The sequence below is a fragment of the Bacillus cereus group sp. MYBK101-2 genome, from assembly GCF_051918845.1.
Classification (GTDB): domain Bacteria; phylum Bacillota; class Bacilli; order Bacillales; family Bacillaceae_G; genus Bacillus_A; species Bacillus_A paranthracis.
Genome location: NZ_JBQAIE010000014.1, coordinates 25,796 through 40,033 on the forward strand (window position 1 = coordinate 25,796; position 14,238 = coordinate 40,033).

Consider the following 14,238-nt stretch of genomic DNA (forward strand, 5'->3'; position numbering starts at 1 on the left):
CATTTTTTTCCATTTCATATGGTAAAATGTTACTATCACATATTATGAGGATGGATCACATTATGTCTATTGTAACTTTAGCTCTTTTATTATTAGCGGAAATACTAGGTGCCATTATTCTCATCGGTGTTAGTATTGAAATTTGTAGTTACGGATGGAAAAAATCAAATGGAATAAAATACTCTTGCCTCTTACTTTCACTCCTTCTCGGAACCGCTAGCATACTCGGACTTTTCGCCGCACCTGCCTATTTCTTTATACAATTAACAGAAAAAGCGTTATAAGAAAGGATGTTACTATGCTTACCGTGAAAAATATTGACGGATCTGAAACTTACGTATTACGTCAAAAAATTTTGCGCCCAAGTCAAACATTAGCAGATTGTAAATATCCTTCCGACTATGAAACAGACAGCTTTCACCTAGGGGCATTTATAAATGATAAACTAATTAGTATCGCTTCCTTCTCAAAAGAAATATATCCTGACCTACCTACAGGTATTCATTATCGTCTACGAGGAATGGCCACATTACCTGAATTTCGAAACAACCACGCTGGAAGCTCCTTAATTCAGAAAGCAGAACAAATCTTACAAGAGCGTCAAGCAAATATATTATGGTGTAATGGCCGAATTACTGTGTCTGACTATTACAAGCGCTTAGGCTTCCAAGAACATGGTGAAATCTTTGAAATTGAACCAATTGGTCTTCATAAAGTACTATATAAAAGAATATAAGAAAAGCTTTCCACAATACGGGAAAGCTTTTCTTATATTTCAATCTTCACTTTTTATCTTTTTCATATATATGTATATAAACAGACTAGGAACTAAAAAACAAGCTAACATAATAAATCCTGTCAAACTGATTTCCTTTATCGAAATATCTGGTGTTACAACGATACAAATAGCTAAAATACCAATAACAATACCTACAGGAATGAATAATAGCTTCATAAGATAACTGCGTGATACTCCGCCCGTATGCTCATACACTTCCACTGAATTTTTCAAGTTTAAAAAATTAATAACTACTATCCCGACCATAAATACCATTAATAAATCCGAAACACTTTCATATCCTGCATCTTGCAAAACGTAGCGATAAAAAACAATACCTAGTATGACAATATTTTGTAAGATGAAAACGAGTCTAATATGCTTTAGCCCCTCAATCATTAAGCGTTCATCTTTCACGATTCTCATCCCCTCACTCCTTTTCCTCCCAAAATAAATCATTTAATGTTTTGTCTACCGCATAACAAATTTTCAAACACAAATCTAACGATGGATTGTATTTCCCCTTCTCAATTAAACTAATCGTTTGCCTTGTAACGCCTACTTTTTCTGCTAATTGTTGCTGTGTTAAATCTAACTGAACACGCGCGACTTTTATTTTACTTACAGCCATTCATGTTCCTCCTCCACCTTATTGTAACATATATATTCCATTAGGTAATTTATATTTTGCGTAACTACTTATAGTTTCACTTTACCCCGCATTAACGGGCAGTAAGACTCCCTCCTAATAATTAAGCTAATAACCAGATATCCAGAGAGAGTCAAACTGCCCATAAAAGCCCGATTGGTTCAACTAATAATCAGTGGGGGCGATGAACAGAACCCCCACTGATTATAGTTTCACTTTATTATACACAAAAAAGGAGCCCCTCATAAGAAGCCCCCTCTCCTATATTATAAGAATAAATGACATCCAAATAAAATTGTAAATAAGTAGAGTAACGGATGTACCTCCATCCCTTTCCCTTTCACAATTTTTAAGACTGGATACACTAAAAATCCAATTGCAATTCCATTCGCAATACTAGACGTTAACGGGATACCAACGAAAATTAAAAATGCTGGTAATGCATCTTCAAATTCATTCCAATTAATATCACGAATACTTTGTGCCATTAAACTACCGACAATAATTAATGAAGGAGCTGTAATAGCGGCTACGCTTGATAAAGAAGCAATAACAGGGCTGAAGAATGCCGTTATAATCGTTAGGCCGACTACTACAATACCTGTTAATCCTGTTTTACCACCTGCAGCAATACCAGCTGAAGATTCAATCGTCGCTGCTGTTGGGCTTGTCCCAAAGATAGAGCCTGTAGTACCGCCAATTGCATCCGCAATAAATGCTTTACCAAAACGTTTCTCTGTATTATCTGTAATTAAGCCTGCTTGTTTAATTAAACCGAGTAATGCTCCTGTTGTATCAAATAACAGTACAAGTAAAAATGAAAATACAACGCCATATAATCCGTATTCAATTACATCTGAAAAGGCGTTGATTGGATTTGAAACGATAATCCCCTCTGGTAAATGAGGCATCGCAACAATTTTATCCGTAAACTTCAGCTGCCCTGTAAAGAAGGCGATAATTCCTGTCACAATCATACTAATAAATAATGCACCGCTCACACGCAATGTCATTAATACCGCCGCTAAAATCAAACCAATTAAAGTTAAAATAACGGCTGGAGAATGGAAATCACCAATCGTAACTAAGTTAGATGGATGATCAACGATAATTCCAGATAGACGTAATCCAATAAAAGCAATAAATAACCCAATTCCACCTGCAATTGCATGTTTTAAACTGTCAGGAATTGCGACAATTAGCTTTTGCCTAAATGAAGTGAAAGATAATAAAAGAAAAATGATACCTGTTACAAATACTGCTGAAAACGCAATGACATATGTAATCCCCTCTGCCTGTTGAACAACAGAATAAGCAAAATACGCATTCATTCCCATAGCTGGAGCAATAACAATTGGATAGTTAGCTAAAAACGCCATACATAACGTCCCTACAACAGTCGCAATAATAGTTGCCGTAAAAGCTTGATCAAATGGTACACCTGCATCAGATAATATTTTCGGATTGATGACAAGAATATACGCAAATGTAAAAAAAGTTGTGATGCCAGCTAAAAGCTCTTGCTTCACAGAAGTGTTATATTTTTGTAATTGAAACATGGTTATGTACCCTTCCTACATCTGAATTATTATCACACATTCTTTTCTTACTAGTATGTGAGAAAATATAATACTTAATCTTAACAATCAATAAAAAGAAGAGTCAATATATTCGCTAATAGTTCGAATTTTAAGTTTAAGTCTGACAAGCACAGATGTAGTACAGTTAATATTGATTATTTTTGTAGCATAACAGATGGAAATGTTTTATAATTTGAAATAGTTAAATATTTAGTAAACGCATTCAAATATCGTTCACTCTACAAGGGGGATTCTTCTTATGCAGCACACAAACAAATCTGGAACTTTAAACCGAGGTTTAAAAGAAAGACATATTACTTTAATGTCACTCGGTTCAGCTATTGGCGTTGGACTATTTTTAGGATCTGCTTCTGCTATTAAACTAGCTGGCCCTTCTATTTTACTAGGCTATATGATTGCTGGACTCGTTATTTTTTTCATTATGCGAGCACTCGGAGAAATGGCAATTGAACAACCTGTTGCTGGCTCTTTTAGTAAATATGCATATGATTATCTTGGACCACTAGCTGGCTATATTACCGGTTGGAACTACTGGTTCTTATGGGTTGTTACTTGCATGGCTGAAATTACGGCTGCTGGCATTTACATGCAATACTGGTTCCCAGATATTCCGCGCTGGACTTGGGCATTACTCGCTCTATTATTAATGAGCACTTTCAACTTCTTATCCGTAAAAGTATTTGGAGAACTTGAATTTTGGTTTGCTCTCATTAAAATTGTCACAATTATCTGTATGATAGTAGTTGGAGCTGGTATTATTTTATTTGGCTTCGGAAACGGCGGTATCGCTACTGGCATTTCAAACCTTTGGTCACATGGTGGCTGGTTCCCAAATGGTTTTTCTGGGTTACTACTCTCCATGCAAATGGTGTTATTCGCTTATTTAGGTGTCGAATTAATCGGTGTTACAGCAGGTGAAGCTCAAAATCCGAAAAAAACACTCGCAAAAGCAATTGATAACGTATTTTGGAGAATCTTACTGTTCTACGTTGGGGCTCTATTCGTTATGATGGCAATTTATCCATGGAACGAACTTGGTGAGAAAGGAAGTCCATTCGTATTAACATTCCAACAAATCGGTATCGCAAAAGCAGCAGGGATTATTAACTTTGTCGTATTAACAGCAGCTCTTTCTTCTTGTAATGGTGGTTTATTTAGTACAGGCCGTATGCTATATACATTAGCTCAGCAGAAAAAAGCTCCTGAAAGATTCGGTCGTTTAAATAAAAATGGCATTCCAAGTCAAGGAATTGTAGCAACGGCAATCGTTTTACTCGTTGGTGTTATATTAAACTATCTTGTACCCGCAAAGGTATTTACATGGCTTACTAGTATTTCAACTTTCGGAGCAATTTGGACTTGGGGCATTATATTAGTCGCTCAAATCAAGTTCCGTAAAAGTTTACCTGCGCAAAACAAACAAAAGTTATCGTATAAAATGCCTTTATACCCAATAAGTTCATACTTCTCACTCGCTTTCCTTGCACTAGTCTTATGTATAATGGCGTATTCAGAAGATACAAGAATTGCATTGATTGTTGGCCCAATTTGGCTTATTGGTTTAGCTATCGTGTATTACATGAAAGGTTTTCATAAAATTGATGAAACACCTAATTCAAAAATTAGTTAAACAAAACATCCCTTCCTTATTACTTGGAAGGGATGTTTTTATATCTATATAAATATTTCTCAACAAAATTCACGGTATTTTTACAAATTTTTAATATTTTTTATGTTTTCCGTCTTTATTTTTACAGAAAAATAAATTACATTATTAAAGCACATATATTTATTATTAGGGGGATTCTTCTATGAAGAATAAAAAATGGATTACATTTTCTTTAGCAACAGCAATTACACTAAGTATAGGGGCTTCGTTCATACCATCTACTTATGCCGAAAGCTCTGTAGACCCAGCTCCTGAAATTGCTGCAAAAGTTATAAATCAAAACAATGGGAAAAAAGTATTATTCGATAATACACACGGTCAAACTGCCGGAACTGCTGACTGGGTTATCGATGGTGGCTTTTCTGATTTCGGAAACGGCATTGCCCAAAACGGCTATCATGTAAAAGAACTTCGTAAATCAACACCGATTACATACGAAGATTTAAAAGACTACAATGTGTTTATCGTTCCAGAAGCAAATATTCCTTACAAAAAATCTGAACAAGATGCTATGTTACAATACGTGAAAAATGGCGGTAGTATCTTCTTCATTGCCGATCATTATAATGCAGATCGTAATAAAAATCGCTGGGACTCTTCTGAAGTATTTAACGGATATAGACGCGGTGCTTGGGATAATCCAGCAAAAGGAATGTCTAACGAAGAAGCCAATTCACAAGCTATGCAAGGAGTAGAAAGCTCTGATTGGCTATCTGACAACTTCGGTATTCGATTCCGCTATAACGCAATCGGCGATGTTTCCGCTAAAAATATTGTATCACCTGAACAATCATTCGGAATTACAGAAGGGGTTTCATCTGTAGCAATGCATGCTGGTTCTACTTTAGCAATTACAAATCCAAAACTAGCAAAAGGACTTGTTTATCTTCCAGAAAACCCAGCAAAATGGAATAACGCTGTTGATAGCGGTGTGTATAACGGCGGTGGTGTTGCAGAGGGTCCTTATGCTGCTATCGCAAAAGTAGGACTTGGAAAAGCTGCCTTTATTGGAGACTCTTCTCCTGTTGAAGATGCTACGCCAAAATACGTTCGTGAAGACTCTGGCCAAACAAAGAAAACTTACGATGGATATAAAGAAGAAAACGATGCGATTTTACTAGAAAATATCGTAAATTGGCTATCGAATAAAGAAACATTTACAAGTTTAGACCAAGTAAATGGTTTACAACTTGATTTACCTACCACTTTACAAACATTTGAACAACCAAGCTTATCAACTGAGCCACAACCTGAACCTTGGAGTGCGCCAAATGCAGGTTATCAATGGTTTAATACAAATACTTTTAAACCTGGTTCATATGGCTATAACGGTGCAGTAACAGCAAATGACTACGTAGTTACACACCCTAGCACTCTACCAAACAATGAAGTGTTCCAAATGAAAATTCAAGTAAATAACTTATTACCAAACACAACATACAATAATTATTCTTTAGGTATATTCACTACTGGCGGTACACAAGTAGCAAAAGTTCAAAATACAAACGGCACTTGGCCATCTACTTTCGGATATAGTAGTGCATTTTCTTTCACAACAAACAGCTTAGGTTCTGCTGAAAAAATTGTGAACGTACAAATCGATCCAAATACGACTGGACAAGCAACACTTCGTCTACGTCAAAATACAACAGCGAAATATAGTGAGACTGTAACGATTAATAAGAAATAATGAAAAAGGCAATCCGGATATGGATTGCCTTCTTCTCATTTCTCTTCTTTTGAGAAAAACATTCTTGAAATAACGATGCCTATACTTCCTACGATTAAGAATAACACTGCCCTAATCATCATTGAAACTTCTGGTAAGTCTAGAAGGAATAGCTTTCCTATCGTTACGACTAACACGACTAAGCCGGCATATAATATTTCATTCATATTTTTATTCCGGCCAAGCCAAACTGCAAATAATGCATATACCATCCATAATAAGGATACAGATACGCTTATTATACTTCCATCTGTAGAAAGCACTTCACCGACTCTAGTAATTGCAATAAATATGATAACCATAAACCAATAGAGTGCTATAGAATAAACGTATTTTCCAAAACTCTTTAACACATCTTTCGCTTGTTTCATGCAGTAATAAAATGTACCTATTAAAATAATATGAGCAACAAACCCAGCTGAAAAGAAATGATCAAATGGACTAAAAATAGTCTGTATCATTCCAATCGCATAAATCGTCGCACTAACATACAATTTTATTTGTTGTTTTACTTTAATAGCAGTCACCATACCGAGGAAACCTTGTAATAATAATACAATCGCTGCATTCACTAAACTATACTCATATAAAATAGCTAAACTAAATGCTCCCATTGCGAAACCAAATAAAAGATTGGTAAATGTAGAATGTCTATTCTTCCTATATTCAAACACGAACATAATAGCATGCACAAGCGCACTAATCATTAATCCCCATGTTGTAAATTCGGGTATTTTTGAAATGGCTAATATAAAGAAAACTGCATTCGCACTAAATATCGCCAAGCGTGGCTCTAATATAAAACTTCTCTCCGTAAACATATGCCAAAATAATAGTAAGTGAATTAAACCATAAACAACCGTTAACTGTACTTGCAAATCCTTTACTAACATTGACATAATAGCAAAGAAGACAAAAAGGACAATAGCAGCAACAGCATAAGAAATCATATATAAATACTGATAACGATTTTTCAGGGCATACCATAATAAGCTAAGTGTTAGTATCGTCTCATATCCAAAGAAAATATACGGATTAGGAGTCGTACTATTTAATAAGAATGGCACGAAGAAAGCTCCTACCGCTACGAAGATAGTAAGATACTCTGATCGATACCTCTTCGCTACATAAATACCTAAAATGACCCATGCAATATTACATACAAATGCAACACTTGCTGGAATAAAGCCATATAAATAATGTGCAGCAAATGTCGTTAAAACTATACCCGTAATACTTCCTCCTGCTAATACTAATCCTAACGCTTGCCGCTCTCGTTTAATTTGAATATCCCCTATATAATAAAAACCGATTGATAGGACAATACCAAACACAATTCGTATTGCTGGTGTTAATAATCCAGCATCTACCCCTGCTTTAAATAACCAGATTACTCCAAGCAACATAATACCGACAAATATGCGTGGTAACCACGTTTGGCAAAACTTAATAATATTAAATGGTTCTGGTTTAAAAGCAGATATATCTACTTGTTTTACCTCACGTTCTTGCACGGGCTCTTTTATTATAACTACTTCTTCTTTAGATTTTTCTTCCGTTACCGTTTCAATATGTTCTTTCTTTTCCTTACTAACATGTTGCTGAGCATTTTCTACTTCTATTTCTTTTTGTTTTGCTTTCAATTCAAAAAGTGCTTCTTGAATTGTTTCAATTGCCATTTCGAGCGCTTCTATTTTCTTATTAAAATCTTCCTTCATACGCTCCCCCCTCACCATTCATTCGAAACCTATATATTACCAATTATCTTTATCATACTCTTAGTCTATTCATTTTCAATACCATTTTTCCAAAAAAGAAAGGTGTTTTCCGAAATAGGAAAACACCTTTTACTTATTGATTCTTATTTATAACAATACTCACGATAACACCAATACAAGCACCCATAATAGCTGGAACAATCCATCCTACACCTTCTGTATAAAACGGAATGTACTTTAATACTGATGTCCATTGATTCAACATTACATTTTTATTGAAAATATCAACTGCACTAAACACCGCTACAATTCCAACAGTTACTGTATATACGTATGCATACTTCTCAATATACTTATGGAATAGCCCTAAAATAATAAGCGTTAATGCAACTGGATAAATAAATCCAAGAATCGGTACTGATACTTTTAAAATTTGTGTTAATCCTAAATTAGCTAAAATCATACTAACCAAACTTAATATAAATGCCCAAACTTTATAAGCTACTTTCGGAAATGCACTTGCGAAAAATTGACTACAAGATGTAACAAGTCCGATTGACACACATAAACACGCGATCGTAAAAATAAGACCTAATAAAACGACCCCGCCTTGTCCAAATAATGTAGTCATCACTTGCGCTAACACTTGTGCACCATTATCAAATTTTCCCAATGAGCCACTCATTGAACCGACATATCCAAGTATGACGTAAATAATAGATAATAATAGTCCCGCTCCAATTCCAGCAATACTCATATATTTCGCTAACCCTTTATCATCTTCAATACCTTTTGCACGAAGAGCATTGGCAATAACAATCCCGAAAATTAAAGCTGCTAATGCATCCATCGTTAAATACCCATCTAAAAACCCTTGGAACATAGGAGCTTGTCCATAGTTTCCAGCAGCCTCTTTCACACTACCTACTGATGTAAACATGCTTTTTATAAAGATAAGAGCGATCATACCTAATAATAACGGTGTTAAAACTTTTCCGAACAACCCCATTAATTTAGACGGTGATAAACTTAACCAGTACACAATACTAAAGAAAATAACTGTGTAACATAATAAGACTACGCTACCCGCTTCCGGAAATAGCTGACCCGGTCCCATTTCAAAAGCTAGACTTCCTGCACGCGGAATACCAAGGCCTGGTCCAATAAATACATACACGATACACGGAAAAATAATGGCGAATGAAGAATGAACTCTACCCGCTAGCGTTTGAAAACTTCCTGCTTTTGCAATCGCAATAACTCCCAATATCGGAAGACCTGTTGCTGATATAATAAACCCTACTAATGAAATCCACACATGTTCTCCTGCTTCATACCCAAGGAAAGGTGGAAATATAAGATTCCCCGCTCCAAAGAACATCGAGAATAACATAAGACTAATAAGTAAAATTTCTTTTTTCTGTAACAATTTCATTTCTTTCTCCTTCTTTAATTTCATCTTTTATGAAATCAATTTCACATATAAAAAAGTGCAATAAACCGCTTCTTTACAAAGAAAACATAGTCCATAGTCTAACATAAAAGAAACACTCATTCTATAGCTATATCCCTTTTCCAATTTCTTCTGAAAAATCAACCTTTATTGACTTATAATAGTTAATAAAGTAAAATATTAAATATACAAAATTATTAACTTTGTTTTTGTTTGTGTCAGGAGGAAAATAACATGGAATCAGCGATACAACTAGAAAGAGAACAACAAAGAAAAAAGAAACATCCTCCAGGTTTATACTTACTCTTCTTTACAGAAATGTGGGAAAGATTTAGTTACTATGGATTACGAGGATTATTAACATTATATTTAACGACAGCTTTAGTAAGCGGTGGTCTTGGGTTTAGTCCTGCATGGGCACTCTCCATTTACGGATTTTATACTGGAGCCTGTTATTTCACACCAATGATTGGTGGATACTTAACAGACCGTTTTCTAGGTAGACGAAAAGCGATCACAATTGGTGGTATAACAATGGCAATCGGTAACCTTACACTATTTGCCTTGCAAAACCAAGTCGGCCTATACCTCGGATTAGCGCTTATTATTATCGGTAATGGATTCTTCAAACCGAACATCTCTACACTGGTTGGGGAATTATACGAAGAGAACGATCCAAAACGTGATAGTGCATTTACCATTTTCTATATGGGTATTAACGTCGGATCATTTTTAGCTCCACTCGTTTGCGGATTTTTATCAGAAAATTTATTCAAAACAACGGTTGATGGCGTTGTACATTACGGATTCCGTTACGGTTTCTTAGCCGCTTCAATCGGAATGATCATTGGACAAATTTTATTTACAACATTATCAAATCGCTTCCTTGGTGATATCGGTAAAAAACCAACTCGCGATTTACAAACAACAGATGGACAACCATCAGTTGGAGATACACCGTTAACAAAAAAGGAAAAACAACGTACTGCAGTTATCGTCATTTTAACATGCTTCGTTGTCTTCTTCTGGGCTGGCTTCGAACAAGCTGGTAGCTCATTAACATTATATACAAACAAATTTGTAGACCGTTCTGTGTTCGGATGGGAAGTTCCAACATCTTGGTTCCAATCGGTCAATCCATTATTTATTATTTTACTCGCTCCAGTCATTTCAGCATTATGGGCAAAACTTGCAACTCGCAAGCGCGGGGATTTAAAAATCCCAACTAAAATGGGACTTGGTATGATCTTGCTCGGTATCGGTTATATCATTCTCGTTATCGCTACATTAAAAACAGGTAGTGATGAACATAACATTACAGAAAAAGCAAACTTACTATTTATCGTCTTTACGTATCTTTTCCATACGTTAGGTGAGCTATTCTTATCACCTGTTGGACTATCAATGGTTAGTGCACTTGCCCCAGTAAAACTTGCTTCTTTATTAATGGGAGTATGGTTGGCAAGCTCAGGTATCGCTAACATTTTAGGCGGACAACTTGCAAGCTTCACAACTTCACTTGGATATGCTGAAGTATTTACAGTAATTGGCGCTGTAGCAATCGTTTTAGGTTGTGTTTTATTATTAATTTCTAAGAAGTTAGTAAAATGGATGGATTAAAAAAGATGAGGGATTTCCCCTCATCTTTTTTATTTCTTCGCCTTCGTTCCTACTAAATCACCAGCAACAACATAACGTTTAGAATTATCTTTCACAGATACACATGTAATTAGTGTTATTTCATCTTTCCCGTGATCCTCAACAACTTCCCATTTATCAGGAGTTACTTCAGATACACCAGTAACCACATATTCATATTCATTTTCATTATCATACAAATAAATTTTATCGCCTTTTTTTAGAGACGCTATATCACTAAATAAAACACCTTTTTTAGACATGTTATGTCCTGCTAATGCATAATTCCCTTTTCCCATTACTTGATTTTCTTTTACTGTTGCTGCACCTGATAATAGGTTTTTCTCAGTAGAAGACTTTAAAACAGGAAGTTCTAATGAAACACTTGGAATCGAAATACGACCAATTACTTGTTTCTTATCTAAAGATGCGTTCGCTACTTCTGCCAAGTCTGGTTGATTAATTTTCGAAGCATCTACAAATTCCGTCTCATGTTTTTCATAATCCATCTTTTGGACAGCCTGTACATTTTCAGTCTGTTTCTTTTCAGCTTGATATCCATCATAAAATGGCTTGCCGATTAATACACCACCTACAACAAATAGGAGGATTGCTACTATACTATAAATTCTTTGCTTATTCATATACAATTCCTTTCCGTTACAAAATCTTACTCTATATAAAATGATAAGATAATATTGCTATATGTACAAGTATAAGCTGAAAAGAAACCTTCTTGCCGGTGCAAGAAGGTTTCTTTTTAAGCGATTTTATTTCGATATAAAGATACGTGGAAAATTGTCATTTGAATAAAGAAAATACTAAATGCAATATATATTGGATATGCAGGAACATATAGATTAGCAATTGGAGAAAGCGTTAAAAAACCAACCGCACAAGGCAACACGTACCATAGTGACATAAATGTAGTACGACAAGCCTTTTCTGTAATTGCCTTTTCCCGCTCATCTTCTTGAGGAAATAATAGTGGAAACATCCAATATGATAGCTCTTTATATTTTTTCTTTTGAATTTTATAAAGAATAGTCGATACAATACCAAATATTAGAAGCAATCCTATTGGCATTAAACTCACCGAAACTTCAAATGGTACCCTCTTCGTTTGAATAAAATTAGCAACTTCGATAGTAAAATAATACAACTCAATAAATGCCCAACCTGCTAATACCATTAAGAGTACATTCAACATATAGGAAAATACAAGTCTATTCATCCTCTTCCCCCTCCTTATTTAAAACAAACACATCTTCCATCTTTAACTGAAATACATCGCAAATCATAAGCGCTAATAATAATGAAGGAACATAATCCCCTTTTTCAATAGCGGCGATTGTTTGTCTCGTCACTCCAACCTTTTCTGCTAATACACTTTGCGAAAAATTAAACCGAGCTCTTAATTCCTTCACTCTATTTAAAATGGTCAAATTTACCACCTCTCACCACCATTGTATGCTATCCTTACCAAAATGTAAACTCAACTTAACATTATTATTATAAAAAAATCCAACTTTACGTATTGTAAAGTTGGATTACGTGTTAGTTTAAAATTGTAACTTTAACGATTTTTCTTCCCCATTGACTAGAAGACCCTTTATCAGGCATTAACACATCAATTCTGTTACCTTTAATCGCTCCACCAGTATCTGCTGCAATTGCGACTCCATAACCTTCAACATTTACAGTTTTACCTAATGGAATAACTTTTGGATCTACAGCAATTAATTTCATTCCTGGATTTGCAGTTAAATTATAGTGTCCCCATGCAGAAAATACTTGTTGACCTGGCGCATAACCATTTTCCGCTGGATCAGCTGTATAAGCTGTAGCTTCTACATAAATTTCTTTCCCACCAGCAGTTGGCTTAGGAGATGGTTCAGGTTGTGGAGGTTCTACCTTCGAATTATTATTAGTAACTGGTTCAGCTGGTTTATCAGCTGGTTTATTAGCTTTTGCTTGCTTTTGCTTTTCAGCAATTTCTGCTTGTGCTTTCGCTAAAGCTTCTTGCTCTGCTTTTGCAGCCGCTTCTGCTTTTGCACGCTCTTCCGCTGCAATTCTTGCTGCTTCTTGCTCACGAGCAATTGTTTCTTGTACTGCTTTCATGTTTGATTCGATTTTAGCTTTTTCTTCTGCTGCTAAATTAAGTTGGCTTGCAACCTGATTATATTTAGCTTGAACTGTTTGTAAGTTAGCTTGACGCTTTTTCAAGTTATCTTGCAAATCAGCTTGTGCTTTTGCTAATTTTTGTTTGTCTACTACTAAAGATGCTTCTTTCTCGTCAATTGTTTTCTTGTCTGCTTCAATTTGACGAAGATCTTGTTCCTGTAGACGTAAAATTTCTTTATCAGCTTCTAAAATAGTAGAAACTGCGTTCATACGTTGTAAGAAATCTGCAAAGTTTTTTGACTCTACTACAACTTCTACTACTAAACTTGTATTTGAACTGTTTTGAACAGAAACCATGCGTTTTCTCATAATGTCCTTGCGCGCAAGAACTTTATCTTCTAAAACGACAATCTCTTTCTTTTTTTGTTCAATCTGCTTATGTGTTTCATCAATTTTACGTTGAATAGCAGCTTGATCCTCTTTATTTTTTGCAATTGTATTATTTAAATTATGTAGTTCGTTTTCGATACCTTGAATTTCTTTACTAACAGCTTGCTTCTCTTGCTCTTTCTTTTGCATTTCTGCATCGTTTTGCTGCAATTGCTGTTGCATGTTGTTAAGTTTCTCGTCGTTTGACTCTGCTTTAACAGCGACTGTACTAGAAAGACCTATAATTCCTGCTAATACTAGACTACTGATTCGCTTAAAATAGTTCATAATCCGACTCCCTTCTTATACAGTTATACATGATTTATTTTACAGTTTGTTTACAATACCATTAAATACAGTTTATTTTTCATGACGAAAAAAAGGGAATTATGCATAAAATGTAATAGATTCTTAAATATTTAACAATTCCTATATTTAAAAATTATAAAA

The 14,238-nt window shown here is 35.0% G+C and carries 14 protein-coding genes; 5 read left to right on the top strand and 9 right to left on the bottom strand.

Annotated elements, in window-relative coordinates:
* The first annotated feature begins 26 nt into the window (after window positions 1-26).
* Window positions 27-284, top strand: coding sequence for a DUF4022 family protein (locus ACTFSI_RS21895; RefSeq protein WP_011040011.1), 258 nt, complete (start codon window positions 27-29; stop codon window positions 282-284).
* A gap of 14 nt (window positions 285-298) precedes the next feature.
* Window positions 299-736: a GNAT family N-acetyltransferase gene (locus ACTFSI_RS21900; protein WP_062821498.1), complete on the top strand. Its 438-nt coding sequence runs from the start codon at window positions 299-301 to the stop codon at window positions 734-736.
* A gap of 39 nt (window positions 737-775) precedes the next feature.
* On the opposite strand, the gene ACTFSI_RS21905 is transcribed toward ACTFSI_RS21900, so the two are convergent.
* The 3 genes from ACTFSI_RS21905 to ACTFSI_RS21915 all read right to left on the bottom strand — a co-directional run bounded on the left by ACTFSI_RS21905 (window position 776) and on the right by ACTFSI_RS21915 (window position 2,986).
* The gene (locus tag ACTFSI_RS21905; protein ID WP_275894166.1) at window positions 776-1,204 is read right to left on the bottom strand and encodes a hypothetical protein; all 429 of its coding nucleotides are present in this window, start codon (window positions 1,202-1,204) and stop codon (window positions 776-778) included.
* Between the two features lie 4 nt (window positions 1,205-1,208).
* Window positions 1,209-1,409, bottom strand: a complete 201-nt coding sequence (locus ACTFSI_RS21910; protein WP_000301182.1) for a helix-turn-helix transcriptional regulator — start codon at window positions 1,407-1,409, stop codon at window positions 1,209-1,211.
* 284 nt (window positions 1,410-1,693) lie between these two features.
* On the bottom strand, window positions 1,694-2,986 hold the full coding sequence (locus ACTFSI_RS21915) for an NCS2 family permease (RefSeq protein ID WP_000487209.1): 1,293 nt from the start codon (window positions 2,984-2,986) through the stop codon (window positions 1,694-1,696).
* A 280-nt stretch (window positions 2,987-3,266) separates the two neighbouring features.
* Between ACTFSI_RS21915 and ACTFSI_RS21920 the strand changes: the two genes are divergently transcribed.
* Together ACTFSI_RS21920 and ACTFSI_RS21925 are read left to right on the top strand one after the other, a co-directional pair.
* The gene (locus tag ACTFSI_RS21920; protein ID WP_440045643.1) at window positions 3,267-4,658 is read left to right on the top strand and encodes an amino acid permease; all 1,392 of its coding nucleotides are present in this window, start codon (window positions 3,267-3,269) and stop codon (window positions 4,656-4,658) included.
* A 181-nt stretch (window positions 4,659-4,839) separates the two neighbouring features.
* Window positions 4,840-6,387: a DNA-binding protein gene (locus ACTFSI_RS21925; RefSeq protein WP_138322469.1), complete on the top strand. Its 1,548-nt coding sequence runs from the start codon at window positions 4,840-4,842 to the stop codon at window positions 6,385-6,387.
* A 35-nt stretch (window positions 6,388-6,422) separates the two neighbouring features.
* Here ACTFSI_RS21925 and ACTFSI_RS21930 read toward each other — a convergent pair whose 3' ends face one another.
* Together ACTFSI_RS21930 and brnQ1 are read right to left on the bottom strand one after the other, a co-directional pair.
* Window positions 6,423-8,144, bottom strand: a complete 1,722-nt coding sequence (locus tag ACTFSI_RS21930; RefSeq protein WP_440045644.1) for a DUF2339 domain-containing protein — start codon at window positions 8,142-8,144, stop codon at window positions 6,423-6,425.
* Window positions 8,145-8,277: 133 nt separating this feature from the next.
* Window positions 8,278-9,579: a branched-chain amino acid transport system II carrier protein BrnQ1 gene (gene brnQ1, locus ACTFSI_RS21935; RefSeq protein ID WP_138322471.1), complete on the bottom strand. Its 1,302-nt coding sequence runs from the start codon at window positions 9,577-9,579 to the stop codon at window positions 8,278-8,280.
* Between the two features lie 252 nt (window positions 9,580-9,831).
* Between brnQ1 and ACTFSI_RS21940 the strand changes: the two genes are divergently transcribed.
* Window positions 9,832-11,217, top strand: a complete 1,386-nt coding sequence (locus ACTFSI_RS21940) for a peptide MFS transporter (RefSeq protein WP_000443147.1) — start codon at window positions 9,832-9,834, stop codon at window positions 11,215-11,217.
* Between the two features lie 29 nt (window positions 11,218-11,246).
* On the opposite strand, the gene ACTFSI_RS21945 is transcribed toward ACTFSI_RS21940, so the two are convergent.
* The 4 genes from ACTFSI_RS21945 to ACTFSI_RS21960 form a co-directional block, all read right to left on the bottom strand.
* Entirely contained in the window at window positions 11,247-11,879 is a 633-nt protein-coding gene (locus tag ACTFSI_RS21945; protein WP_001041722.1) for a class A sortase, read from the bottom strand.
* 116 nt (window positions 11,880-11,995) lie between these two features.
* Window positions 11,996-12,469: a DUF2178 domain-containing protein gene (locus tag ACTFSI_RS21950; RefSeq protein WP_138322472.1), complete on the bottom strand. Its 474-nt coding sequence runs from the start codon at window positions 12,467-12,469 to the stop codon at window positions 11,996-11,998.
* Window positions 12,462-12,680 carry a helix-turn-helix transcriptional regulator gene (locus tag ACTFSI_RS21955; RefSeq protein ID WP_000154007.1) on the bottom strand — a complete coding sequence of 73 codons (219 nt, stop codon included), beginning with the start codon at window positions 12,678-12,680 and terminating at the stop codon, window positions 12,462-12,464. The genes ACTFSI_RS21950 and ACTFSI_RS21955 overlap by 8 nt, the downstream gene beginning before the upstream one ends.
* 112 nt (window positions 12,681-12,792) lie before the next feature.
* Window positions 12,793-14,076, bottom strand: coding sequence for a 3D domain-containing protein (locus ACTFSI_RS21960; RefSeq protein WP_138322473.1), 1,284 nt, complete (start codon window positions 14,074-14,076; stop codon window positions 12,793-12,795).
* Between the last annotated feature and the right edge of the window lie 162 nt (window positions 14,077-14,238).